The following is a 24940-nucleotide window of genomic DNA, read 5'->3' as shown; positions in this document are numbered from 1 at the left end:
ACTGACGACGATAGACGACAACCAAGCCGATGGCGGAACGCTGCCGCTTGTACGCCTGAACGGATAAGAACGAATGCTTTATTTCTCGCGCCTGAAGATGATCCTGATCTGGCTCGCCGTGGCCATCACAGTGATCCTCGCCGCGCCCAATCTTTTCCCGGCAAGCATGCTTGCGCAATTGCCGAGCTGGGTGCCGAAGCGGCAGATGACGCTCGGCCTCGACCTTCAGGGCGGCTCGCACATCCTGCTCGAAATGAATCAGAACGATCTGATCAAGGACAGGATGGAGACGACGCGCGACGAGATCAGGACGCTGCTGCGCGACGCCAACCCGAAGATCAACTACACCGGGCTTTCCGGCTCGGGGCGCACCGTGCAGGTGCGCATCACCGATCCGACGCAGCTCGACCAGGCCAAGAAGGTTCTGAAGCCATTGACCGATCCGGTGGCCGCCGGCCTGTTCAGCGGCGGCTCGATCCAGGAGATGGCGCTGGATGAATCCGAGCCAGGCCTGCTCAAATTCACCGTCACCGACGCCGGCCTCAAATACCGCACGTCGACGGCGCTGACGCAGTCGATCGAAGTGGTCGAGCGGCGCGTCAACGAGCTCGGCACCACCGAGCCGATCGTGCAGCGCCAGGGCGATGACCGCATCCTGGTGCAGGTGCCGGGCCTGCAGGATCCGCAGCGGCTGAAGGAAATCCTCGGCCAGACCGCGAAGCTCACCTTCCAGATGGTCGACCTGTCGATGCCGGTGCAGGACGCGCTGAAGGGCCGTCCGCCGGCAGGCTCCTCCGTGCTTTATTCGCAGGACGATCCGCCGGTTCCCTATCTGATCGAGAACCGCGTCATCGTTTCGGGCGAAAACCTGGTCGACGCGCAGGCGACCTATAATTCGCAGAACAACGAACCCGTCGTTTCGTTTCGCTTCGATTCAAAGGGCGCGACCCGCTTCGGCCAAGCCACGGCGCAGAATGTTGGCAGGCCGTTTGCCATCATCCTCGACAACCAGGTGATATCAGCGCCGCGTATCAACGAGCCGATTCTTGGCGGCAGCGGCCAGATTTCCGGCAATTTCACCCCGCAGAGCGCCAACGATCTCGCCGTGCTGCTGCGCGCCGGCGCGCTGCCGGCGACGCTGACGGTGATCGAAGAGCGCACCGTCGGTCCAGGCCTTGGCCAGGACTCGATCCATGCCGGTAAAGTGGCCGGCCTGATCGGCTCGATCCTCGTCGTCGCCTTCATGTTCGTCGCCTACGGCTTCCTCGGCTTCCTCGCCAACATCGCGCTGGCCGTCCACGTGGCGATGATCGTGGCGCTGCTGTCCTTGCTGGGGGCGACGCTCACTCTGCCCGGTATCGCCGGTATCGTGCTCACCATCGGCATGGCGGTGGACTCCAACGTGCTGATCTATGAACGCATCCGCGAGGAGCGACGAAACGGCCGCTCGGTGATCCAGTCGATCGACACCGGCTTCTCCAAGGCGCTGGCGACGATCGTGGACTCCAACGTCACCTCGCTGATCGCCACCGTCGTGCTGTTCTGGCTGGGCACGGGCCCGGTCAAGGGCTTTGCCATCACCTACGCGATCGGCATTCTGACCACGGTCTTCACCGCCTTCACCTTCACCCGCATGCTGGTGTCGATCTGGCTGCGCCGCGCCCGCCCGAAGGAATTGCCGCGGGCGCCGGTCACCTTCATTCCGCCAGGCACCAAGATCCCGTTCATGGGCATCCGCCGCTGGACGTTCGCCTTGTCCAGCCTCTTGTCGATCCTGTCGGTCGTCGGGTTCCTGACCATCGACATCAATTACGGCATCGACTTCAAGGGCGGCTCGATGATCGAGGTGCAGTCCAAGCAGGGCGACGCCAACCTCGGCGACATCCGCAACCGGCTGTCAGAGCTCAACATCGGCGAAATCCAGGTTCAGCAGTTCGGCGCGCCGAACGACGTCTTGATCCGCGTCGGCACGCAGGACGCCGGCGAGAATGCCGAGCAGACCGTCATCGACAAGGTGCGGGGCGAGCTGCAGGACCAGTATGATTTCCGCCGCGTCGAAGTGGTCGGTCCGACGGTTTCCGGCGAGCTCGCCAAGCAGGGCACGATCGCCATGCTGATCGCGCTGGTGGGCATCCTGCTCTATGTCTGGTTCCGTTTCGAATGGCAGTTCGCGGTCGGCGCCATTGTCGCCACGGTGCACGATGTGGTGATGACGATCGGTTTCTTCGTCCTGACAGGTCTGGAGTTCAACCAGTCATCGCTGGCGGCGATCCTGACCATCATCGGCTATTCGCTGAACGACACGATCGTGGTCTATGACCGCGTTCGCGAGGATCTGCGAAAATACAAGAAGATGCCGCTGCCGCAGCTGTTGAACAACGCCATCAACGAGACGCTGTCGAGAACCACGCTGACCTCGGTCACCACCATCCTGGCGCTGCTGGCGCTGGTGCTGTTCGGCGGCGAGGTCATCCGTTCCTTCACGCTGGCGATGCTGTTCGGCGTGGTGTTCGGCACCTACTCGTCGATCTTCATCGCCGCGCCGCTGCTGATCCTGTTCAAGTTGCGGCCGCAGGCCGCGGCGGAAGAGGACAAGAAGCCGGTGAACGGCAAGGCCCTGACGACCTGACGCCGCCAGATCAGGTTGGCGTTTCGTTGAACCGTCACCCTGATCTAACCTTTGTTGGAGCATGATCTTGTCCGAAAACCGGCTCCCATTTTTCGGGATCATGCTCTAGACCGATGGCCAAAGGCATCATCATCCGCGAGGCGCATTTCCCGGGCAAGGCGCCGATCGAAGCCTATGGCAATGGCGGCTTCCGCTTTGCCGACATGTCGCATCGCGGATCGCTGCTCGTCCTGCCGTCGGGCATCCATGGCTGGGAGCCAGCCGATCCGCTGGCGCTGAAGGCCTCGGACTTCGACAGGCTGTTCGCCGAGGCCGGCAAGGTGGAGATCCTGCTGGTCGGCATGGGCAGGGATCTGCGGCCGCTGCCGGCCGCGTTGCGCGCCGCGCTCAAGGAGGCAGGCATCTCCGCCGACCCGATGTCGACGGGAGCGGCGGTGCGGACCTACAATGTGCTCTTGGCCGAAGACCGCGCCGTGGCTGCGGCGCTGATCGCCGTCGACTGAATGGCCGGCATATCTGACATCGTCATGAATGCGGTGCGCGCCGCCGACCATGACCGGTATCTGTCGGCGCTCTATGCGCCGGCCGACAGGCGCGATGCGCTGTTAGCGCTCTATGCCTTCAACGCCGAGATCGCCGGCGTGCGCGACCGCATCCACGAGCCGCTGCCGGGGGAGGTCAGGCTGCAATGGTGGCGCGACGTCATCATGGCCGACGGGGATGCGGAAACAGGCCACCCGACCGCCGATGCGCTGCGCGCGACGATCGCCGCCAACAAGCTGCCGAAGACCGCTTTCGACAACATGCTCGAGGCGCGCATCTTCGATCTTTATGACGATCCGATGCCGTCGCGGACCGACCTCGAAGGCTATTGCGGGGAGACGGCCGCGGCACTGATCCAGCTTGCGGCCATGATGCTCGATCCGGTGGCGGCGCCAGGCTTTGCCGAACTGGCGGGCCGGGCAGGCTGCGCCCAGGCGATCACAGGCCTGTTGTTGCTCTTGCCGCTGCATCGCCGGCGCGGGCAGTGCTTTGTGCCCGCCGATATCCTCGCGGCTGCCGGCACGACACCGGAAGAGTTCATCAAGGGCGAGGGCGGGGCTGGCGCGGAGCGGGCAGCAGGCGCGATGATCGCCTTGGCTCGGGAACATCTCGGCGCTTTCGAGAAAGGCGCGCCGGCGCTCCCCGTGTCGCTGCGGCCCGCTTTCCTGCCGCTGGCGCTGACCCGCGCCTATCTCGACAAGATGGAGACGACTCACTGGTCGCCGCTTGGTAGAACGGCGACGCTCTCCACCTTGCGCCGGCACTGGTTGCTCCTGCGTCATGCGATGCGAGGCTGGACACCCCTTTGACGTAAACGTCAATCGTGCTAGGGGTTCTGTCGCGTGGACTCGCATCAAAGAAATGCGAGCCACCGGAGGAGCCCGCCTTTCCATGAGCCTGCCCGTCCTGGTCGTCCTTGTCGTGTTCGGCATCGCCTTGTCGGTCGCGGCCGTGCATTTCACCGGCGGCACGACAAACGCGACGCTTGCTGGCGCCGGTCAGGCGCTCGCACGCTTTGCCGAGGATTTTCCTGACGAAAAGCCGGGCACCGTACGGCTGACAGCCGACAACCATGCGGCCTTCCTCGATCTTGGCCCACGGCGCTGCGGCATCGTGCACAGCATCGGCGACTGTTTTTTGACGCGCATCGTCTCGCCGCACGACATTCTGGCACTGGTGAGGGAAGGCAATGTCGTCTCGCTGCGGCCGAATGATTTCACCTGGAAAGGCGGCAGGTTCGTCTTTGCCGACGAAGCCGATGCGCTGGCCATAGCGGCGGCGCTGCAAGGCCGCGATCAAATCCGAAAGGCGGCGTGATGGACGAGTATAATTTCCCGCAGGTCACCCAGCTTGCCATTCCGTTCTTCGTAACGGCGATCCTGATCGAGCTCTGGTTGGTGCGCACCGGCCGCGCCAAGGGATCGTTTGAGACGCGCGATACGCTGGCCAGCCTGATGATGGGAACGGGCAACGTCGTCGCCGGCCTGCTGCTCGGCGTCGTGTCCTATTGGGCGCTGCTGTGGCTATGGCAGTTCCGCTTCTTCAATCTCGGCCTGTCGGTCTGGGTGTTCGTCGCCGCCTTCCTGCTCGATGACTTGCGCTACTACGTCTATCACCGCATCGCGCACCGGGTGCGCTGGGTTTGGGCCGAGCACGTCAATCATCATTCCAGCCAGCACTACAACCTCTCGACGGCGCTTCGGCAAAGCTGGACCGGGCTGTTCACCTTCATGTTCGTGCTGCAGGCGCCGCTGGTGCTGCTCGGCTTCCATCCGGCGGTGATCGCCTTCGTCTTCGGCTTCAACCTCGTCTGGCAGTTCTGGATCCACACCGAAACGATCGGCAAGATGTGGGGCTGGTTCGAATTCGTCTTCAACACGCCCTCGCACCACCGCGTCCACCACGCCACCAATCCGCGCTATCTCGACGCCAATTATGCCGGCACGCTGATCATCTGGGATCGCATGTTCGGCACCTTCGTCGAGGAACTGGAGGAGGACAGGCCGCGCTACGGCATCGTCAAGAATATCGGCACCTTCAACCCGCTGAAGGTCGCCTTCCATGAATGGATCGGCATGTTCAAGGACGCGCTGGCGCCGGGCCTGACGCTCAGCCAGCGGCTGAACTATCTGATCCAGCCGCCCGGCTGGAGCCATGATGGCTCGCGCGATACGTCGGAGACGCTGAAGGCGGCTTATGTGCGGCGGAATCCGGGAGAGGCCGGGAAGCCGGGGTTGCCAAGCGCGGCCTCAGAGCCGGCGGAGTAGTCGGCCTGTCAGGACGGGTCGCCGCCGCGCATCAGCGCTTCAAAGTCGCGGCCGCCGTAGAAGATGTTGACGACATAAACAGCATCGCCCTCGCTCACGTAGGCGATGACGGCTGAATGCTCAAAAGGAACGGTTCTTAGCCCCGGTGCGATGTCGTCGCGCAAGCGGCCGCCGCGAGGGGCGTTGCCGATACTTTGGCAGCGATCTTCTATGCGCAGAACGAATTTCAGGGCGACTTGAGGATTTCCGCTCGCCTCGGCTATGTGTTTGAAGATGTTAGCAAGATCGTCTCTCGCGCTTTGACGGTATTCGACTTCAAGCCGATGAATCATCGTCGGAGCTCGAATACTCGGCAAAAAGCCCCTGAAGATGGGCACGAACCTCTTCTCTTGAAACGTTAGGCCTCTTGTCCTCAAGCGAAGCCTTCACCCGCGCTCGGATCGAGGCCATGCGTTCCGCATGCTCTTCTTCTTCGCGCTGGAAGGCGCGGAGCGCGGCGCGGATCACTTCACTGGCGGAGCCGAAGGAGCCGTCCTCGACTTTTTCGCGGATCATGCGGGCCATGGCCGGCGTGACGGTGATAGACAGTTTTTCGGCGGATTCCATGGCAGCACTCCTGGATGGGAGTAGGATAGTATCCTACTCCCGGCAGGTCAAACACCTAGAGCTATTTAGCTGATGCGCTGACCGGAGCCGAGGTAGCGCCCTGATTCACCGCCCATTGCGTCGGTGAAATTGGCCTCTAGTTCTACCAGAGCGTCGACAACAGCCGGCGCCTCGGAACCAGGTGCATCTCGCGAAAATCGGGCCATGACATAGGCGCCATGCGGGTGTGACGGGTCGAGGCGGGCCTGAATGCTCCAGAACGGTGCCAGGCGATAAAGGGTCTTCATGAAATCAAGGAGGAACTGATCGGTATAGGGCCCACCTAGCTGCTGCAACGCAACGATCCTCTGCAAGTTCGGGTCGCTGTCTTCCTCTTTCTCGATTGTCCAGCCCTTACCGCCGTGCGGCTGGCCGATAAGCGCCTCGAGCGCTGGTATGTGGACCTCGCGAAGTTTCCGCAGGTTGTTGCATCTGATGTAGATGCTCCACATGATCTCGTAGTTGCCGGTGAAGGGTTCACCGGTTGTCTGATAACCCGGCGGCAGAAGCTGCGGCATCCCGGAGCGTTTGGCCACGGACTACTCCGCTGCCTCGGCCCGCGCCGGCAGCCCCAGCCATTGCCTGCAATCGGCCAGCGCGCGCGAGGTGATCGCGTGCCTTTTGGCCACCGTCTTGTCCTTGCCGCGCAGGCGCTTGCCTTCGGTCTTCGGCGCTTCCACCGGCGGGAACAGGCCGAAATTGACGTTCATCGGCTGGAAGGAGCGTTTGCCGGGCTCGTCGTCCGAGACGATGTGGCCGCCGGTGATGTGGCTGAGCAGCGCGCCGAAGGCGGTGGTCGCGGGCGGCAGCGATGGCGCCTGGCCGAGCCGCCCGGCGGCGGCGAAGCGGCCGGCGAGCAGGCCTATCGCGGCGCTTTCGACATAGCCTTCGCAGCCGGTGATCTGGCCGGCGAAGCGCAAGCCCGGCCGCGACTTCAGCTGCAGCGAGGGATCGAGCAGCGTCGGCGAGTTGATGTAGGTGTTGCGGTGCAGGCCGCCGAGGCGGGCGAAGTCGGCATTTTCGAGCCCCGGAATGGTGCGGAAGATGCGCACCTGCTCGGCATGCTTCAGCTTGGTCTGGAAACCGACCATGTTGTAGAGCGTGCCCAGCGCATTGTCCTGGCGAAGCTGCACGACGGCATAGGCCTTGACCGTCGGATTGTGGGCGTTGGTCAGCCCCATCGGCTTCATCGGCCCGTAGCGCAAAGTCTCGACGCCGCGCTCGGCCATCACCTCGATCGGCAGGCAGCCATCGAAATAGGGCGTGCCTTCCCACTGCTTGAATTCCGTCTTCTGCCCGTCGAGCAACGCCTGGACGAAGGCGAAATACTGATCCTTGTCCATCGGGCAGTTGATGTAGTCCTTGCCCGTGCCGCCGGGGCCGACCTTGTCGTAGCGCGACTGGAACCATGCAGTGTTCATGTCGATCGTGTCGAAATGCACGATCGGCGCGATCGCATCGAAGAAGGCCAGCGCATCGGCGCCGGTAGCCTCGGCGATTGACTGCGCCAGCGAGGGCGCCGTCAGGGGACCGGTGGCGATGATCGCCTGGTCCCAGTCCGCGGGCGGCAGTCCGGGCACTTCCTCGCGCTCGATCGTGATCAACGGATGCGCCTCGATCTTCGCGGTGACCGCGTCGGAAAAGCCGTCGCGGTCGACCGCCAGCGCGCCGCCGGCCGGCACCTGGTTGGCGTCACCGGCGCTCATGATCAGCGAACCTGCCAACCGCATCTCGGCATGCAGCAGGCCGACGGCGTTGTTTTCGGCATCGTCGGAGCGGAAGGAGTTCGAGCAGACGAGCTCGGCCAGACCGTCGGTCTTGTGCGCATCGGTGCCGCGCACCGGGCGCATTTCGTGCAGAACGACCGGAACGCCGGCTTGCGCAATCTGCCAAGCGGCTTCGGAGCCGGCGAGGCCACCGCCGATGACGTGTACGGGATTTTTGCTCATGAGCGCCGGAATAGTCGCTTGAGAACGCGATTGCAATTGCCGGCTGAGAACGGGCGCGGGTGCCTGCGCCAGAAACAACAACACCCGCCGGGGGAGGAGGTCCGGCGGGTGTCGTTTTGTTGGTCGATCCTCGGGAGGAGGTGAAGATCGACCTAATTCGTCATCGCCGGGGAGGAGGTCGGCTTTGACGAAATTCCTTTCGCTTTTTAGAGGGGGCGAAACCCCTGGAAGACGAACTTCGTTCGCTTGGAAGACGAACTACGTTCACTGCTGAACAACGCCCGCCGGGGGAGGAGGTCCGGCGGGCGCCGTTTCGGTGGTCAACCCTCGGGAGGAGGTGAAGGTTGACCGTATTCGTCAGGGTCGGGGAGGAGGTCGACCCTGGCGAAATTCCTTACTTAGATCGCCTTGCGGGCGACCATCTTGATCTCGTCGCGAACGATGCCGAGATCATGGAGCTGGCGGTTCGAAAGCCGACCCAGCTCAGTAACGGTGTCGCGGTAGACGCGCCAGTTACGATAGCTGCGGATCAGGTTCATTGTCGTTACTCTCTTCAAAACTGGTTCGGACCATTTGCGGCCCGAAGCGGATTAGACCGCCTTGCGGGCGACGTAGTGGATGTCGCTGCGGCTGATGCCGAGGTCGGTCAGTTCACGGTTCGACAGGCGGCTCAGCTCGGAGACGGTGTCCCGGTAGCGGCGCCAGTTGCGGTAGTTGCGGATCAGGTTCATGGTAGTTCTCGTTTCGTCTTTGGTTCGGATCATTCCGTTTGTGTACGAACAGAAAATAGGTGGGATAATATCGGTTTAAAAGTGCTGTTGGCGCATGGCAGCAATGCAAATTGTGCAATGCAACATTAACGGCTATTCACGCCTGCGTCACAATGAAGGCCGAATCGGAAAAATGCCGCCGCGTCAACGGTTTGGCTGTTCCGGCTAAGGAAATGGCTCTTAAATCAAAAAAGCGGAGCATGATGTCGTCCGAAAACCGCTTCACACTTTTCGGCATCATGCTCTAGGCTCGGGGGAAAAGCATGGCGGGCTATGCGACACGGGTAAGGGCGGATATCGCCCGCTGGCGCGAGGCAGGGCTGATCGATCCTGCCACGGCGGATGCATTGACGCGCGACGTCGCCGCCAATGAGCGCGCGTCCCTGAGCTTCGGCTCGATCCTGGCGATGATGGCGGCACTTCTGTTCGGCGCCGCGATCCTGATCTTCGTCGCTGCCAATTGGGAGGCGTTCCCGCGTCTGCTGCGCGTGGCGGCACTTTTTGCCTTGATCCTTGGCGGCTATGTCGGCGGTGCGGTGCTGAAAACGCGCGACCACGCAGCGATCGGCGAAGCGCTGTGGATCGTTGCCGCCGCGGCCTTCGGCGGATCGATCGCGCTGATCGGCCAGATGTACCACCTTTCGGGCGACGAGACCTCGGCGCTGCTCACCTGGTGCGCCGGCACCGCGCTAGCTGCCGTGGCGCTGCGTTCGAACCCGCTGACCGTGGCGGCGATCGGCATTGCCGACGCATGGCTGGTGCTCAAGGGCTTCGGCTTCTACTGGCGGGCGGAAATTCCGCATCTCTTCATCGTCGTGGCGATCGTCCTGTTCGCCATTTCGTTCTGGACGCGCAGCCAGGCCGCGCGTCACCTGCTAGTACTGTCGGTCATTCTCTATCTGGTGCTGCTGGCGACGGATCACAACACGCTGCCGGTGGGCGTGTCGCTGGCCATCGTCTCGGCCCTGCTCTTTGCTGCTTCCGTCTTTGCCGGCGATCCGGTCGACAGGATCCTTCAGCTTGGCGGCCGGCTGCCCTTGCATGCCCTGTTCGGCTTCCTCACCGGCGTGGCGATAATCCAGTTCGATCTGGCCGATGAAAGCACTTACAACAGCGGCTTTGCCGTCGCCTCGATCGCAGCGCTGGCCGGCATCGTGGCGGCAATCATGCTGGCGGGCCGCGAGAGCAGGGGGCTGCGCTGGCTGGCCTATGCCGGCTTCGCCTTCGAACTCGCCATCATCTACAGCGTCACCTTGCAGTCGATGCTGGATACGGCGGGCTTCTTCCTGGCGGCGGCGGTGCTGCTCGGCATTCTGGCGCTGGTCATCATCCGCATCGAAAAGCGCATGAAAGCGCCCGCCGGGACAGGAGCAACCGCATGACCGGCAAGAAACTGATCGTCTCGGCGCTGGTGCTGGCACTTGTCCAGATCGGCTTTCTCAGCTGGATCATCGCCGGCCGCGCCGCCATCCTGCGCAACGGCAAGGAAGTGCTTCTGAAGGTGCAGCCCGTCGATCCGCGCGATCTGCTGCGCGGCGACTATATCTCGCTCAACAACAACATTTCGCGGATCCCGGTGAAGCTGATCGCCAACATTCCGGAGGGCAAGCTCTCCAGCGACGACACATCGATCGTGGTGCGGCTGAAGAAGGGCGCTGACGGCTACTGGCAGCCGACCACCGCCTGGTTCGGCCAGGCGCCGGCGCCGGCCGGCCCGGACGAGGCCGATATTGCCGGACGCGTCGCCGAAGGTTGGGGTCTGCGTGACGCGGACGCGACGGTCGCGCCGGACTACGGGATCGACCGCTTCTACCTGCCGGAAGGCGAGGGCGTGACGATCCAGGACGAGATTCGCGTGCGGCCGTTCGGCATCAAGCTGGCGCTCTCGGCCAACGGCACGGCGCAGATCAAGGCGCTGATGGATGGCGACAAGACGCTGTTCGAGGAGCCGCTATATTAGGGCGTTTAAGGGCCTTGGCGTCAGCGACAGCCCGTATGATGGTCTCGGTTACCGTTGAATATTGCCGGTCTCCGCGATGATTTTGGGATAGGGACCGATCGATATCGTATAGCTGAAGTTGGCTGCGCCTTTTTCCTGCTTCGAAGGGCTGCGCACAACCCAGTCGTAGACGCCGGAGACCGTGCAGCGATCGTCGGCGCAGGTGACCGCAATGCTTTCATCGCGGACGTTAGACACGCGATTGGGCCATCGCTTGTAGTAGTTCCTCTTGTCCTGGATGATCGACCTCAAGCTGGTTGGCTTGCCATAATAGTCGACCTTGGGAGCGTAGGACGCCTGGACCTGGGCAAGAGCGAAATCGTCGTTGTCGCCATGGTGCTCGATGAGATTCCGGACGAAGGCGACCGCAATGCTCTCCGGCTGTTGCCTGGCGTCGGGTGCAGGCACAGATACCGGGGCGGGGTTTGGCCTCGTTGGCACCTGCGATGTATCTGCGGGCGACTGGTTCACCGCGACATTGGTCACACGCAACTCAGCCATTTCGTTGGCCGATAGATATCTTAAGTCATGCTTGCCATAGCTCGCGGCCAATTCCAGCAGCTTGGGGTCCGCTCCCATCTCGACGACATAGGATGTGATTGCGGCCGTTCCGAGCTGGACACGGGCCTCCGCTTCTTGGGTGGACATCCCGTCAGCCGGTTTGAGAAACGCCCGATGAATGCCGATGGAATCTGGTTCGGCGAAACGGTGGATGCCGCCCAGGAAAGCCAGCGAGCAAGCTGAAGCGCACTGCAATTGGCGAAGCTGAAGCGTGTCCAACCCGGCTGCGCGGATCATACGCCCCAACCGAATGGCTCCGCCGACGTTGCCGCCGGGGGAGTTGAATATAATCACCTTGGCCCCGCTGCTCGCAACAGCGCGGTTAAAGCCGTTCAGGGACTCATTGGCGTCGAACTCACCGGAGACAACGAGCATTGGCCGCTGACCCGGAGGAGAAGCCGGAGTGTACTCCAAAGCCTCAACCTGGGACGTTGCCGCCGCGAGAGCTGACCCGATCCCCAGAACTAAAGAAACTACGCGCACAACCTGACAGAGCCCCCAACCTGCCTGTTGCAACTAAGAACCTGTTAATGGGCTATTTCAAGTGCGTCGGATGCGCGAAGGCAGCGTTGTCTACCCGAGTATAAGGGGCTCGTTTGCGCTGTCAGGGGATGTTGGTGCCGGTCCACCTTCTCCACGGCTTCGGAGGACACCCTACGCTCTAGCGAGCTCCAGGTGGCTTGCCACCCGAAGCTGGTCAGAGCGAAGGATGGTGCGGATGAAGGGACTCGAACCCCCACGCCTTTCGGCACTGGAACCTAAATCCAGGGCGTCTACCAATTCCGCCACATCCGCTTTCCCCGGCAATCCCATGTAGCCATCATTCTGTCAATGTCGGGGCTCAGATCATGCTTATCCGGCTAGACGCGAAGATAGTTGAAAATTGGCCTAGCCTGTGACAAAAGGCGTGTCGAATGTGACGGAACGTGAGTTTCCGCTTCTGCAAGATGTGAAAAGTTATAGGAAAAACAAAGACTTATTCGCATCTGGCAAGGCGTAGTTCAAGGGAGTTTGAACCGCGTTAGCGGTCAAATCGCCAGGTTCCGTACCAAAAGCCATTTCCGGCAACATCATACCGGCAGGCTGTAAACGGCTAGGACCGTTTGGCAGTCTCATTGTTGAAAACAAAGGTTCTAGGATGCAAGTCACCGAAACGCTCAACTCCGGTCTCAAGCGCGAGATCAAGATCACCGTGCCGGCCGGTGACATGGAAGCCAAGCTGATGGCGCGGCTTACCGATGCCCGCGACAAGGTGCGCATCAACGGCTTCCGCCCGGGCAAGGTGCCGGTGCAGCACCTGCGCAAGATGTACGGCAAGTCGTTCATGGCCGAGGTCGTGAACGAGATCCTCAACGACTCGACCCGTTCGATCATCTCGGGTCGCGGCGAAAAGGCCGCCATGCAGCCCGAAGTGATCATGACCGAGGACGAGAAGGAGGCCGAGAAGATCCTGGCCGGCGGCTCCGACTTCGAGTTCAGCCTCAATTACGAAGTCATCCCGGCGATCGAGATCAAGGACTTCTCCGACATCAAGGTGACGCGTCAGGTCTACGACGTGCCGGAATCGGAAGTCGACGATCAGGTCAAGCGCGTTGCCGAATCGGCGCGCAGCTACGAGCCGAAGACCGGCAAGGCCGCCGAGGGCGACCGCGTGACCATCGATTATCTCGGCAAGATCGGCGGCGAGGCTTTCGCCGGCGGCGCCGGCACCGACCAGCCGCTGGTGCTCGGCTCCAAGGAGTTCATCCCGGGCTTCGAGGACCAACTGGTCGGCACGAAGGCCGGCGATGAGAAGCAGGTCACCGTCACATTCCCTGAAAACTACCAGGCGGCGCATCTGGCCGGCAAGGAAGCTACCTTCGACGTCACCGTCAAGGAAGTGTCGGCACCCGGCGCGCTGGAGGTCAATGACGAGACGGCCAAGAATCTCGGACTGGAATCGTTGGAGCGCCTGCGCGAGATCGTGCGCGGCCAGATCGAGAACCAGTTCGGCTCGATGACCCGCCAGAAGGTGAAGCGCCAACTGCTCGACCAGCTCGATGCTTCCTATTCGTTCGAGGCGCCGTCGAAGCTCGTCGAGGCCGAGTTCAACAACATCTGGGCACAGGTCAACCGCGACCTCGAGGCCGCCGGCCGTACCTTCGCCGACGAAGAGACGACGGAAGAAGAGGCGCGCGCCGAATATATGCGCCTTGCCGAACGCCGCGTGCGCCTGGGCCTGGTTCTGGCCGAGATCGGCGAGAAGGCCGGCGTCACCGTGTCGGACGAGGAACTGCAGCGCGGCCTGTTCGAGCAGGTGCGTCGCTTCCCGGCCAACCAGCAGCAGGAAGCCTTCGAGTTCTATCGCGGCAACCCGGAAGCCATCAACGCGCTGCGGGCGCCGATGTTCGAAGAGAAGGTCGTCGATTATCTGCTCGGCCAGATCTCGGTCAACGACGTCAAGGTCGGCAAGGACGAGCTGATGGCCGACGACGAGGAGACCGAGACCGCGGCCAAGGCAAAGCCGGCCAAGAAGGCTGCCTCGAAGAAGGCCGAAGCCAAGGCAAGTGAAGGCGCCGACGAGGCCGAAGAGCCGAAGAAGAAGGCCGCGCCGAAGAAAAAGGCCGCCAAGGAAGCCGAGTAACAGGTTTCAGCACCGACTTCGAAAGGCCGCCTCAGGGCGGCCTTTTTCATTGTGGGGTATTTCATTGTGGCGGCGCGGCAACACCGGCAATCTGTCTTGATGGCCCGCTGCTGGCGATACGAACCGTTGAGCATTATCTGCGCTTCATCGCATTCGCGGGCGCTTGGAGGCATTGGTGAAGCTGGGGTTCATGATGAGAGGCGTGGTCGTTGCCGCGGCGCTCTTGTTTGCCGCAGCGGCCGGCGCCGCGCGGGCTGAGCCGAATCTCGGCAGCTGGAGCGTCGGCGCCGGCAGCGACGGCCAGATCACCGCGTCGCTGCATGCCAGCAACAAGCTGATCACCGGGGGCGGAGCGCTAGGCTACAGCCCGGTGCTGACCTTGGCTTGCCGGCCCGATGGCGAACCACGCTGGAGCGAATGGCTGCAGCTCAACGATTCGGTGTCCGCCAGCCGCAAGATCACCATCTCCGTCATTGTCGACGGTGGCGGCAAGACCGACGAAAGCTGGTCGGTCGGTGCGCATGGCAGGACGCTGGTCAGGGATGGAGACGACGGCATCAGGCGCCTGGCCTCGGCGAACCGGCTGACGCTGTCATGGCGCTTCGGCCTCCTGTCGGGACGCGGCGAGGCCGATTTCGAGCTCGCGGGTCTCTCCGAAGCGATCGGCCAGATCGCCGCAAGCTGCAAGACCGATCCGCCGTGAATTTCATCCGCCGGCTGCTTAGATCCTATTTCAGCAGATCCACCAGAACATCGAATGCGGCGTCGATATCGGCGCGGACGGCCTTGCTGACCGCTTGCGCGTCGCGGTCTCGCAATGCGGCAAACATCTCCTGATGGTGCTCGTTGGCTGTCGAATAGTTTCCGGAATCGTGCAGCATGTTGAAATAGGGGCTGATCTGCAGCCACAGATTTTCGATGATGCTGAGGATGTTCTCGGAGCCCGCCGCCCGATAGATCGAGAAATGGAAGGCGTAGTTGGCGCGCAGGTAGGATTTGACGTCGCCGGCGGCGTTGGCCTGTTCAAGCGCATCCAGAAGCTGGCGCAACCGCGCGATGTCCTGGTCGCTCATGCGCTCGGCCGCCCATGCGGCGGCGATCGCCTCGATCTCGAAGCGGACATTCCTGAGATCGATGAGACGCGCGCGGCTGAGAGCCGGAATTCCTATGGAGCGGCCTGACACGACCATCAGCGCGCCGGCGGCGGTGAGCCGCCGCAGCGCCTCCCTGACCGGCATCGGGCTGACCCCGAACGCATCGGCAAGGCTTTGCACCGTCACCATCTCGCCGGGCACGATGCTGCCGTCGAGGATCAATTCCGTGACATGGCGGTAGACCCTGTCCTGCAAGGTCTCCTTGGACAGCGGCGCGATTTCCACACCCGGCTTCCTGAACGCCGCTCCAGCCATCTCCTGTCAATCTTCCCGCGTAAGACCGCTCTGTTACCCGTTTCCCGAATGCAGGGTTCCGGCTGCTGCGTCAAGCGTCCGCACCTTAACCCGAAATAGGCACGATTTCATCATTGATCTTTGATCAAATGATGGTACGGTCGCAGCTGTCGAATGGCAAGGGTCACGTCTCGTGCCTTTGGGAGGCATTCGGCCGTTCGTATCGGGAGGAATTCACATGGGAATCGGATCGAAAGTCCGGCGGCTTGCGCTGCTGGCCGGCATGGCCGCTTGCGCCTTTGGTATGTCGGGCGCTGAAGCAGCGCAGAAGCACAAGATATTTCTCAGCATGAGCTACATCGGCAACGATTGGCAGGCCGAGGCGGCAAACATGGTCAAAGCCATGGCCGCTCACAAGAGCCTGGCCGACAAGGTCGACCTGCAGGTCCAGGTTGCCGGACCCAACGCGCAGCGCCAGATCCAGCAGATCAATGCCATGGTGCAAAGCGGCGCCGAGGCGATCGTCGTCTATCCGATCTCGCCGACCGCGCTCAATCAGGTCGTGAAAAATGCCTGCGACAAGGGGGTGAAGGTCTTCGCTTACGACGCCGAGATCACCGAGCCCTGCGCCTACAATGTCCATATCGATCAGCTGGAAGCGGGCAGGGTGACAGCCGAGTGGCTGGTCAAGAAGCTCAACGGCAAGGGCAACATCATCGCCATTACCGGTGTTCCCGGAACATCGGTCGATGACCAGCGGACGAAGGCGGCCAAGGAAGTCTTTGCCAAATACCCCGACATCAAGATCGTCGGCGAGGCTGTCGGCATGTGGAGCCAGGCGGTTGCCCGTACCGAGCTCTCCAAGATCCTCGCGACCCGTAACTGGGGCGATATCAACGGGCTGTGGATGCAGGTCGGCTGCTTCACCGCCAACTCGATGCAGCTCGAGGCCGGCAAGAAGGCCAGCGAACTCCTGCCTTGCGCCGGCGAGGGCTCCAATGGCGGCCGTATCCAGATGCTGCCGGAGGGCACCGAAGTCGAAGGCGCGGCTGCCCCTTATGCGCCGGCGGGCGCGCAGCGCATTTCATACGCTTCGCCTCCCTATTCGGGTGCGTTGGCGCTTAAGCTCGCCGTCGAAGCGATCGAAGGCAAGGACGTGCCGAAAACCACGATCCTGCCGCTCCCGGTTGTCACCAACGAGACGATCAAGCTGTGCAATGAAGGCACGTGGGCGGAAATGAAGGCCGGCTGCAACGTGTTCAAGCCGTCGCTGGTTTCCAACCCCGGCTGGTTCGCTTCGATCTTCTCCGACCAGACGCCCGAGATCGGCCTCAACGCCGCGCTTGTCGGGCAGCCGGAGAACTAAGCCTCCCAAGGCAAATCTCGGTGATGCGCGGGCGTCTTGTCCACGCATCGTCGATCCGCGCTAATGCGTTTCAAAGGGCGCAGCCCGGCGATCGAGGACATGACAGAACACTCCGCGCTCCCCGCCATTGAGATCGACGGCATCGGCAAGGCTTTTGGCCCGACCGTCGCGCTGGATGGCGTGTCGTTTCGCATCGAGCCCGGCAGCGTTCACGCGCTGTTGGGGGAGAACGGAGCCGGCAAGTCGACACTGGTCAAATTGCTGTCGGGACTGGTGCGACCGAGTGCCGGTCATATCAGGGTCTTCGGCAAGGAGATCGGCTATGGCGCGCCGCGCGCCGCACATGCTCTGGGGGTGCAGACGGCGTTCCAGGAGATGACCCTGGTGCGCGATCTCTCCGTCCTCGACAACATGCTTTTGCCCTATGCCCCTGTCGGCGTGACCGGGCTGATCCGCCGCAAGGCGGCGCGCAAGGCAGTGCGCTGCCATATCGACGATCTCGGTTTTTTCGTCGATCTCGACGCCGAGGTGGGCGAGCTCGAGCTTTCCGTGCGTCAGAAGATCGAGATCGCGCGAGCGGTCTACCGCAAGCCGCGCATCCTGCTGCTGGACGAGCCGACTTCGACGCTCGCCGGCCGCGACGTCGATTGGCTGGGCGACATCATCGCCAGGCTGAAAGCGGCGGGCACCACCATCGTCTTCATCACTCACCGCATGCGCGAGGTGCGCGCCTTTTGCGATACGCTGACGATCCTGAGAAACGGCCGCCACATCGTGACCGCGCCAGTCAGCGATGTCTCGGACGCCGACGTCATCGAAAAGATCATCGGCCGCAGCATCGAGCAGACTTTCCCACCCAAGCCCGACGGCGCCCAGGCTTTCGGCCCGCCGGTCCTGGGCGCGCGTGACCTCAAGGTCGGGCACAAGCTCGACGGCGCCAGCTTCGATCTGCGCCGGGGAGAGATCCTGGGTGTTGCCGGACTGCAGGGCATGGGCCAGCAGGATCTGTTCCTGGCCTGCTTCGGCATGGCCGAAATCACCCGAGGCCACATCCTTGTCGACGGCCGCAAGGTGTGGCTCGGCTCACCGGCGGACGCGCTCCGACCCAACATGGCGATCGGGCTCGTGCCTGAGGACCGCAAATCCGAGGGCCTGTTCCTCAAACTGTCGGGTAGCCAGAACGCCACGCTGCCGGTCGTGTCGCGTTTCACACGGCTCGGACTTGTCGACGCCGCTGCCGAGAGAAGCTCGGTCGAGGAGGCGTTCGCCACCGTCGAGGTCGACCGCCGCGCTTTGTGGACGCGGGCCGGGGCGTTTTCCGGCGGCAACCAGCAGAAGATCGCAATCGCCAAATGGCTGGTGGCGCAGAGCCGCATCCTGCTGCTGTTCGATCCCACGCGCGGCATCGATGTCGGCACCAAGCATGAGCTTTATGTGATGATGCGAAACTATGTCGCCGCCGGCGGCTCGATCCTGCTTCACTCGACCGAGATCCCCGAGTTGGTCCACCAATGCGACCGGGTTCTGGTTCTCTATGACGGAGGCATCGCCGCCGAGCTCGAGGGAGACGCCATCACCGAGCCTGCCATCATGCGGCCGGCGCTCGGGCATGCCGGGGATGTCGCCGCATGAGCAGCGTTTCGTCTCCCGCTTCCACACGCCTTGGGCTGCGCCGCGCGCTGATGCGCAATCGCGGCGCGCTGATCGCGGCGGCCGTGCTGGCGATCCTGCTTTTCATCGTCGACTGGATCAGCGCCGGGCCGCTCACCTATTTCGACGTGTCGTTCCTGTCCAGCGGCGGCGCGACATCGGCGCTTGCGGCGATCGGCCAGACCATCGTGATCCTTTCGGGCGGCTTCGACCTCTCCGCCGGCGCGGTGATTTCGCTGGTCAATGTCGTGCTGGCATCGAGCATGGACCCGATGGCTCCAGGCGCCAGCATCCTGTTGTGGACGGCGGTCGGCATAGGTGTCGGTATGGCCGTGGGCGCCTTCAACGGCTTCTTCATCGCGGTGCTGCGCATGCAGCCCATCGTCGTGACGCTGTCCACCATGTTCATCCTGCAAGGCGTGACGCTGCTGGTCATGGACAAGCCCGGCGGCTTCGTGTCGCCCGATCTCGGCACCTTCTATCTCGGCGATGCGATCGCCGGCTGGCTGCCGATGCCGCTGGTGGTGATCGGCGTGGTGCTGCTCGCCTGGTTCTGGCTGAAGGGTACCCGTTTCGGCACCGCGCTCTATGCCGTCGGCAGCGATGTGGATTCGGCCGCTTCCGTCGGCATCAACATCGTGCTGGTGCGCTTTGCCGTCTATGTGATCGCCGGCGGCTGCTACGGTTTTGCCGGCGTGTTCATCAGCGCGCAGACCGGCAGCGGCGACCCGCTGGTCGGCAATCCGCTGCTTCTGTCGATGTTCGCCGCGGTCGTCGTCGGCGGCTCGCGCCTTGGCGGCGGGCAGGGTGGTCCCGTCGGCACCGTCTTCGGCGCCTACATCCTGATGATGGTGGTGAACATCCTGCTGGTGCTCAATGTGTCGGCTTATTATTCGACCATCGCTGAAGGCACCATCCTGGTGCTGGCGGCCCTTGCCGGCTCCTTGTCCCACACGTCGGTGCTTGCCGTGCAACTGCGCGCGGCACGCGACCGGCTGGCCGCCTGGCGCGCCGGGATGTTGCCTTCGCAGCTTGAACCGATCGACCGGCGGCTGAAGATGGCCGGACCACCGAACGGCCAGCGCGGGCCGGCCTCGCCACGCCCGGCTTTTCGGCTGCGCAACGCCGAGGCGCTGCGTTATGCGCTGCCTGCCTATATCTGCCTGCTGGCGATCGTGATCGTCACACAGATCTGGCTCGGCCGCGCCATCTTCAATCCGGGTTACTGGAACTCCTTGCTGGTGCTGTCGTCCTTCCTCGCCGTGCTGGCGCTGGGGCAGGGCACGGTCATCCTGACGGGAGGCCTGGACCTTTCGGTGCCGTGGACGATCGGCATTTCCGGCATCATCCTGGCGGGCATGGTCAACGGCTCCGACGCCGCTCTTGTCTACGCCTTGCCGGTCGTGCTGGTGATGGCCTGCGCCATTGGTTTCGCCAATGGTTTCGGCATCGCCTATCTCGGCATCTCGCCGATCGTCATGACGCTCGCCACCAACGGCATCCTGCAAGGCTTCGCACTTGTCTATTCGCAGGGAACGCCGGCCGGTTTCTCCTCGCCGATGCTGCGCTGGTTCATGACGGCCAAACTCGGTTTCGTGACACCGATCGTGCTGCTGATGATTATCTTCGTCGTAGCGGCAGTGCTGCTGCTCGGGCGCACGCCGTTCGGACGCCGGGTGTATGGCATCGGCAACGGGCTGCGCGCGGCGCGCCTGTCGGGCATCGGCGTCGAGCGGACGCTGATCCTGGTTTATATGCTCTCGGCTTTCTGCGCTGCCATTGTCGGCGTCATGCTGACCGGCTTTTCGGGTCAAGCGAGCCTCGGCATGGGCGACGATTATCTCTTGCCGTCGATCGCCGTTGTGGTGGTCGGCGGCGCGCTGATCACCGGTGGGCGCGGCCACTATCTCGGCATGCTCGGCGGCGTGCTGCTGCTGACAGCGTTGCAGATGCTGCTTGCCGGCACGACGCTGCCGTATGCGACGCGGGCAATTCTCTACGGGCTGGTCGTTCTGGGCGCCGTCATGGCGCTGCGCGAACGGCGGCTGCAATGAAAGGACTGAACTATGAGCTCAAAGGCACCGGTGTCGGCGGATGAATTTCTGGCGGGGCTCAAAGGCCAGCGCGTGCTGGTGACGGCAGGCGCCGGCGGCATCGGCTTTGCGATTGCCGAAACGCTGTCGCGGCTCGGCGCACGCATCATGGTATGCGACGTGTCCGACGAGGCTCTGGCGGCCGCGCCTAGGAAGATCGCGCTGGTCGGCGCGATCAAAGCCGACGTTTCGCGCGATGACGACGTCGACCGGTTGTTCGAAGCCGTGGAGCAAAAACTCGGCGGGCTCGACGCGCTGATCAACAATGCCGGTATCGCAGGGCCGACTGGCGGCGTCGACGAGATCGACCCGGCGGATTGGCGGCGGTGCATCGACGTTTGTCTGACAGGCCAGTTCCTCTGCGCGCGCCGCGCGGTTCCGCTCATCAAGGCCGCCGGCGGCGGCTCGATCGTCTCGATGTCGTCGGCGGCCGGCCGCCACGGCTACGCGTTCCGCACGCCCTATTCGGCCGCCAAGTTCGGCGTCATCGGTTTCACGCAGAGCCTGGCCAAGGAGCTCGGCCCGCACGGCATCAGGGTCAACGCCATCCTGCCCGGCATCATCGAGGGGCCACGCATCGAAGGCGTCATCTCGGCCCGCGCAAAGCAGATCGGCATCAGCCATGAGGAGATGACCGGACGCTACCTGCAGAACATCTCGCTGCGCCGAATGACCAGCCCCTACGATGTGGCCTCGATGGTCGCCTTCCTGCTGTCGGACGCCGGCATCAACATTTCCGGCCAGTCGCTCGGCGTCGACGGCAACGTCGAAACACTCTGAGGAACCTTCCATGGCCAATGTCGCAATTGTCGGAAGCGGCTTCATCGGCCGGGCCTGGGCGATCAGCTTCGCCCGCGCCGGACATGATGTGCGCATGTGGGACCAGTCACCTGACGCGACGGGTGGTGCCCGCGACTACATTGAAGGGGTGCTCGGCGACCTTGCCGCGAACGACCTGCTGCGCGGCCAGCCCGTCGACACCGTGCTAGGGCGTATCACCATCGTCGGCGAGCTGGCGGAGGCGCTGGCCGATGCGGCCCATGTCCAGGAGAACACGCCCGAAAACCTCGAGGTGAAGCGAGAGGTGTTCTCGCTGATCGACAGGCTTGCCGGTCCGCACGCGGTGATCGCCAGTTCCACCTCGGCGCTGTTGCCGTCGAAATTCACCGACCATCTGCAAGGGCGGGACCGCTGCCTGGTCGTGCATCCGATCAATCCGCCCTATCTCATTCCCGCGGCCGAAGTCGTGCCGGCGCCGTGGACGTCCGCCGAGACGCTCGAAAGAACGCGCGCCTTCCTCATCGATGCCGGTCATGCGCCGCTGGTGATGAAGCGCGAGCTCGACGGCTTCATCATGAACCGCTTGCAGGGCGCTCTCCTGGAAGAGGCATTCAGGCTTGTCGCGGACGGCTACGCCAGCGTCGAGGATGTCGACATCGGCATTCGCGACGGGCTGGCGCTGCGCTGGTCTTTCATGGGGCCGTTCGAGACCATCGATCTCAACGCGCCGGGCGGCGTGCGCGACTATGTCGAGCGCTATCAGGGCATTTATTCCAACATCTTTCCGCAGATGCTGCGTCGCGTCGACTGGGGCGGCGAGGTGATGGAGACCGTCGAGGCCGAGCGAAGCAAGCGCTTGCCCAGAAAAGACCTGGGCGACCGGCAGGTATGGCGGGATCGGCGGCTGATGGCGTTGGCGGCGCACAAGAAGAAATCGGATCAGGAGTTTGGACAATGAACGAAACCAGCCGCAAGTCCGGCGCGCCCGCTGCCAAGGGTAAGGTCATCATTACCTGCGCGGTGACCGGCGCGATCCACACGCCGACGATGTCGCCCTATCTACCGATCACGCCAGACCAGATCGCCGCGGAGGCGATCGCCGCGGCGGAAGCTGGCGCTGCGATCCTGCATCTGCATGCCCGCGACCCCGAGACCGGCAAACCCGACCAGACGCCGGAGGCCTTTGCCCGCTTCCTGCCGCGCGTCAAGCAAGGCACCGCTGCCGCCATCAACATCACCACCGGCGGTAGCCCGTATATGAAGGTCGAGGAGCGGGTGCGCCCAGCCGCCCAATTCAAGCCGGAGGTGGCTTCGCTCAACATGGGCTCGATCAATTTCGGCCTCTACCACCTCGCCGACAAATACGAGACCTTCAAGTTCGATTGGGAAAAGCCGCATCTGGAAGCGACGCGCGACCTGGTTTTCCGCAATTCGTTCAAGGACATCGAATACATTCTGGCCACCTGTTACGACAACGGCACGCGCTTCGAGTTCGAGTGCTACGACATTGCGCATCTCTACAATCTTGCCCACTTCGCCGACCGTGGGCTGGTGAAGCCGCCCTTTTTCGTGCAGTCGGTGTTCGGCCTGCTTGGCGGCATCGGCACGCATCCGGAGGATGTCGCGCATATGAAGCGTACCGCCGACCGGTTGTTCGGTGACCAGTTCCGCTGGTCGGTGCTAGGCGCCGGCGCCAGCCAGTTGCGCATCGCCGCGCAGTCGGCCGCGCTTGGCGGCAACATCCGCGTCGGGCTCGAAGACAGCCTGTGGGCCGGCAAAGGCAAGCTCGCCAAGTCGAATGCCGAACAGGTCGTGCTGGCGCGCAAGATCATCGAAGGGCTTGGCATGGAGGTGGCGACGCCCGACGAGGCGCGGCAGATCCTGCAACTGAAAGGCGGCGACCAGGTGGCTTTCTGAGGCCGCCGGCAGACGCGCGAAAACCGAGGAGGATGGGATGAAGATCGACGTGGTCGTGGACGTCAAGACGACACTGGGCGAGGGGCCGCTGTGGGATGTCGAGCAGGAGCGCCTGTACTGGATCGACAGTTTCGACGGGCGCGTGTTCCGTGCCACCGCCGATGGGCGCGAGATCCGCTCCTGGGACGTGCCGATGAAGATCGGTTCGATGGCGCTGCGCAAGGATGGCAGCGGCGCCGTGGTCTCGCTGCAGCGCGGCTTCCATTTGCTCGACTTCGCCACCGGCGAGGTGACCCTTATCCACGATCCGGAACCGGATCGCCCGGCGAACCGCCTCAATGACGGCAAGGTCGACCGGCGCGGCCGCTTCTTCGCCGGCTCGATGGACACGATGGAAGAAGGACCGTCCGGCGGCCTCTACCGGCTCGATCAGGACTTCTCCGTCACCCGCATCGATTCCGGCATCATCTGCTCCAACGGTCCGTGCTGGAGCCCGGACGACCGCACCTTCTATTTCGCCGACACCTGGACCGGCGAGATCTGGGCTTATGACTACGACATCGCCACGGGTGCCGCCACCAACCGCCGCACCTTCGTTCGCGTCGACACCAGCAAGGGCGGGGCCGCCGACGGCTCGACCGTCGATAGCGAGGGCTATCTGTGGAACGCGCTGGTCTATGATGGGAGGCTGGTGCGCTATGCGCCCGACGGCACCGTCGACCGCATCATCGACATGCCTGTGAAAAAGATCACCAGCGTCATGTTCGGCGGGCCGAAGCTCGACACGCTCTACGTGACGTCGATGGCCAAGCCGCCGCTGCCACGGTTTCCCGGCGACGGCGTGCTGCGCGGCAGCCTGTTCGCCATCACCGACCTAGGCGTGACCGGCGTTCCCGAACCGAGATTTGGCGGCTGACGGGTTGCGCTCAGGCGTCCGCCTGGAGCTCTTGCGCCAGTTCGGCTGAACTCATGACGCGGCCAAAGACCTTGCCGATGATATCGAGCGTCGCATTGTGCGAGGCCTCGTCCAGCCCGCCATTGGCGTCGCTGACGAAGGCCACCTTGTAGTCGCGCATGAAGGCGCTGCGGGCGGTGGATTCGCAGCAGATGCTGGTCACCGTGCCGATGATGATGACGGTGTCGACCTGGCCGGCGCCGCGAATGTTGCGCAGCACCGTCTCCAGCTGCGTGTTATGGAAGGCGTCATAGCGATGCTTCTTGATGATCACATCGCCGGGCAGGGGCGCGAGCGCCGAAACGATCCCGGTGCCGGCGCTGCCTTCCCGCATGCCCTTGGCCTTCAGTCTTGGCTGGTAGGCGGTTTCGAGCGGCGAGATATCGAAATGGTCGCTCAAGACGTGCTGCGTGTAGATCACCGGGACGCCGGCCGCGCGGCATAGCTCTATCACCTGCCGCATGGCCGGAATGCGCTGCCGCGCCATCGCGACTTCCATGACGGCGCCTTCGTCGACGAAGTCGCTCTGCATGTCGATGACCAAGAGGGCGGCGCGCTTGCTGTCGAACGGCCAAGGCTCATTGCCGTGCTGAGGCATTGCTGTCTTCCTGTCGGTTGATGGCGGTCAGCCGTCCTCTAGCATAAATTTGGCCGAAATGGCTGGAGGTCATTCGCGTATCGCCGACGGCTTAAGCCTCGGCAAAAGCTGGCTTTTTCTATCCCATTTGGACGATTCTGTGGTATGTAGGTGCCGCAATTCCACTGAAGAAATCCGGATTCTCCGCTCTAACGTGCGGCGCACGCA

25 protein-coding genes and 1 tRNA gene are annotated in these 24940 nt (G+C 63.2%); 16 read left to right on the top strand and 10 right to left on the bottom strand.

Translation table 11 applies throughout. The annotated features are described in order from the left end of the window. Window positions 1–73 precede the first annotated feature (73 nt). The 5 genes from secDF to KVT37_RS00735 all read left to right on the top strand — a co-directional run bounded on the left by secDF (window position 74) and on the right by KVT37_RS00735 (window position 5439). Window positions 74–2629, top strand: a complete 2556-nt coding sequence (gene secDF, locus KVT37_RS00755; protein WP_217568689.1) for a protein translocase subunit SecDF — start codon at window positions 74–76, stop codon at window positions 2627–2629. Between the two features lie 113 nt (window positions 2630–2742). Continuing rightward, the gene (locus tag KVT37_RS00750; RefSeq protein WP_217568687.1) at window positions 2743–3132 is read left to right on the top strand and encodes an Mth938-like domain-containing protein; all 390 of its coding nucleotides are present in this window, start codon (window positions 2743–2745) and stop codon (window positions 3130–3132) included. Further along, window positions 3133–3981: a phytoene/squalene synthase family protein gene (locus KVT37_RS00745; RefSeq protein ID WP_217568685.1), complete on the top strand. Its 849-nt coding sequence runs from the start codon at window positions 3133–3135 to the stop codon at window positions 3979–3981. Window positions 3982–4063: 82 nt separating this feature from the next. Beyond that, a complete protein-coding gene (locus KVT37_RS00740) occupies window positions 4064–4489 on the top strand; it encodes a hypothetical protein (protein WP_217568683.1) in 426 nt (141 codons plus the stop codon). After that, window positions 4489–5439 (top strand): sterol desaturase family protein, encoded by a 951-nt coding sequence (locus KVT37_RS00735; protein WP_217568681.1) that lies wholly within the window; start codon window positions 4489–4491, stop codon window positions 5437–5439. Before KVT37_RS00740 ends, KVT37_RS00735 begins: the two co-directional genes overlap by 1 nt. Before the next feature lie 8 nt (window positions 5440–5447). Here the strand turns inward: KVT37_RS00735 and KVT37_RS00730 are convergent, their stop codons facing one another. From KVT37_RS00730 to KVT37_RS00705, 6 genes are all read right to left on the bottom strand, one after another. Continuing rightward, window positions 5448–5771, bottom strand: a complete 324-nt coding sequence (locus tag KVT37_RS00730) for a type II toxin-antitoxin system RelE/ParE family toxin (RefSeq protein ID WP_217568679.1) — start codon at window positions 5769–5771, stop codon at window positions 5448–5450. After that, window positions 5755–6045 (bottom strand): type II toxin-antitoxin system ParD family antitoxin, encoded by a 291-nt coding sequence (locus KVT37_RS00725; RefSeq protein ID WP_217568678.1) that lies wholly within the window; start codon window positions 6043–6045, stop codon window positions 5755–5757. The genes KVT37_RS00730 and KVT37_RS00725 overlap by 17 nt, the downstream gene beginning before the upstream one ends. Window positions 6046–6110: 65 nt before the next feature. Further along, window positions 6111–6620 carry a hypothetical protein gene (locus tag KVT37_RS00720; protein WP_217568676.1) on the bottom strand — a complete coding sequence of 170 codons (510 nt, stop codon included), beginning with the start codon at window positions 6618–6620 and terminating at the stop codon, window positions 6111–6113. Between the two features lie 3 nt (window positions 6621–6623). Continuing rightward, window positions 6624–8033, bottom strand: a complete 1410-nt coding sequence (gene trmFO / locus KVT37_RS00715; RefSeq protein WP_217568674.1) for a methylenetetrahydrofolate--tRNA-(uracil(54)-C(5))-methyltransferase (FADH(2)-oxidizing) TrmFO — start codon at window positions 8031–8033, stop codon at window positions 6624–6626. A gap of 398 nt (window positions 8034–8431) precedes the next feature. Further along, a complete protein-coding gene (locus tag KVT37_RS00710; RefSeq protein WP_084508100.1) occupies window positions 8432–8572 on the bottom strand; it encodes a DUF1127 domain-containing protein in 141 nt (46 codons plus the stop codon). A gap of 51 nt (window positions 8573–8623) precedes the next feature. After that, the gene (locus KVT37_RS00705) at window positions 8624–8764 is read right to left on the bottom strand and encodes a DUF1127 domain-containing protein (RefSeq protein WP_006335194.1); all 141 of its coding nucleotides are present in this window, start codon (window positions 8762–8764) and stop codon (window positions 8624–8626) included. Window positions 8765–9066: 302 nt separating this feature from the next. Here KVT37_RS00705 and KVT37_RS00700 point away from each other — a divergent pair, with 302 nt between their 5' ends. Together KVT37_RS00700 and KVT37_RS00695 are read left to right on the top strand one after the other, a co-directional pair. Beyond that, window positions 9067–10185 carry a DUF2157 domain-containing protein gene (locus KVT37_RS00700; protein ID WP_217568673.1) on the top strand — a complete coding sequence of 373 codons (1119 nt, stop codon included), beginning with the start codon at window positions 9067–9069 and terminating at the stop codon, window positions 10183–10185. Beyond that, a complete protein-coding gene (locus tag KVT37_RS00695) occupies window positions 10182–10763 on the top strand; it encodes a GDYXXLXY domain-containing protein (protein ID WP_217568672.1) in 582 nt (193 codons plus the stop codon). Before KVT37_RS00700 ends, KVT37_RS00695 begins: the two co-directional genes overlap by 4 nt. Window positions 10764–10811: 48 nt before the next feature. Here the strand turns inward: KVT37_RS00695 and KVT37_RS00690 are convergent, their stop codons facing one another. Further along, window positions 10812–11738 (bottom strand): hypothetical protein, encoded by a 927-nt coding sequence (locus KVT37_RS00690; protein ID WP_217568671.1) that lies wholly within the window; start codon window positions 11736–11738, stop codon window positions 10812–10814. Window positions 11739–12073: 335 nt separating this feature from the next. Beyond that, window positions 12074–12158: transfer RNA gene (locus tag KVT37_RS00685), tRNA-Leu, on the bottom strand. Window positions 12159–12501: 343 nt separating this feature from the next. Between KVT37_RS00685 and tig the strand changes: the two genes are divergently transcribed. Both tig and KVT37_RS00675 read left to right on the top strand, forming a co-directional pair. Further along, window positions 12502–13986 carry a trigger factor gene (tig, locus tag KVT37_RS00680; protein ID WP_217568670.1) on the top strand — a complete coding sequence of 495 codons (1485 nt, stop codon included), beginning with the start codon at window positions 12502–12504 and terminating at the stop codon, window positions 13984–13986. A gap of 175 nt (window positions 13987–14161) precedes the next feature. Continuing rightward, window positions 14162–14689 carry a hypothetical protein gene (locus KVT37_RS00675; RefSeq protein ID WP_308642531.1) on the top strand — a complete coding sequence of 176 codons (528 nt, stop codon included), beginning with the start codon at window positions 14162–14164 and terminating at the stop codon, window positions 14687–14689. Window positions 14690–14714: 25 nt separating this feature from the next. On the opposite strand, the gene KVT37_RS00670 is transcribed toward KVT37_RS00675, so the two are convergent. After that, window positions 14715–15395: a GntR family transcriptional regulator gene (locus KVT37_RS00670; protein WP_217568669.1), complete on the bottom strand. Its 681-nt coding sequence runs from the start codon at window positions 15393–15395 to the stop codon at window positions 14715–14717. A gap of 217 nt (window positions 15396–15612) precedes the next feature. Here KVT37_RS00670 and KVT37_RS00665 point away from each other — a divergent pair, with 217 nt between their 5' ends. The 7 genes from KVT37_RS00665 to KVT37_RS00635 all read left to right on the top strand — a co-directional run bounded on the left by KVT37_RS00665 (window position 15613) and on the right by KVT37_RS00635 (window position 24096). Continuing rightward, a complete protein-coding gene (locus tag KVT37_RS00665; RefSeq protein ID WP_217568668.1) occupies window positions 15613–16740 on the top strand; it encodes a sugar ABC transporter substrate-binding protein in 1128 nt (375 codons plus the stop codon). Window positions 16741–16839: 99 nt separating this feature from the next. Further along, window positions 16840–18372 (top strand): sugar ABC transporter ATP-binding protein, encoded by a 1533-nt coding sequence (locus tag KVT37_RS00660; protein ID WP_217568667.1) that lies wholly within the window; start codon window positions 16840–16842, stop codon window positions 18370–18372. Beyond that, window positions 18369–20444: an ABC transporter permease gene (locus tag KVT37_RS00655; protein WP_217568665.1), complete on the top strand. Its 2076-nt coding sequence runs from the start codon at window positions 18369–18371 to the stop codon at window positions 20442–20444. Before KVT37_RS00660 ends, KVT37_RS00655 begins: the two co-directional genes overlap by 4 nt. Before the next feature lie 12 nt (window positions 20445–20456). Next, window positions 20457–21263, top strand: coding sequence for an SDR family oxidoreductase (locus KVT37_RS00650; protein WP_217568663.1), 807 nt, complete (start codon window positions 20457–20459; stop codon window positions 21261–21263). A 10-nt stretch (window positions 21264–21273) separates the two neighbouring features. After that, a complete protein-coding gene (locus KVT37_RS00645) occupies window positions 21274–22221 on the top strand; it encodes a 3-hydroxyacyl-CoA dehydrogenase (RefSeq protein ID WP_217568661.1) in 948 nt (315 codons plus the stop codon). After that, window positions 22218–23180 carry a 3-keto-5-aminohexanoate cleavage protein gene (locus tag KVT37_RS00640; protein ID WP_217568659.1) on the top strand — a complete coding sequence of 321 codons (963 nt, stop codon included), beginning with the start codon at window positions 22218–22220 and terminating at the stop codon, window positions 23178–23180. The genes KVT37_RS00645 and KVT37_RS00640 overlap by 4 nt, the downstream gene beginning before the upstream one ends. Before the next feature lie 37 nt (window positions 23181–23217). Continuing rightward, a complete protein-coding gene (locus tag KVT37_RS00635) occupies window positions 23218–24096 on the top strand; it encodes an SMP-30/gluconolactonase/LRE family protein (RefSeq protein ID WP_217568657.1) in 879 nt (292 codons plus the stop codon). A gap of 10 nt (window positions 24097–24106) precedes the next feature. Here KVT37_RS00635 and KVT37_RS00630 read toward each other — a convergent pair whose 3' ends face one another. Further along, window positions 24107–24733, bottom strand: coding sequence for an isochorismatase family protein (locus tag KVT37_RS00630; protein ID WP_217568655.1), 627 nt, complete (start codon window positions 24731–24733; stop codon window positions 24107–24109). Window positions 24734–24940 lie beyond the last annotated feature (207 nt).

This window comes from Mesorhizobium sp. GbtcB19 (assembly GCF_019091085.1).
In the GTDB taxonomy this organism is placed as follows: Bacteria; Pseudomonadota; Alphaproteobacteria; order Rhizobiales; family Rhizobiaceae; genus Mesorhizobium.
Note: the sequence above shows the minus strand (reverse complement) of the source record. Positions and strands in the feature narration are given on the sequence as shown.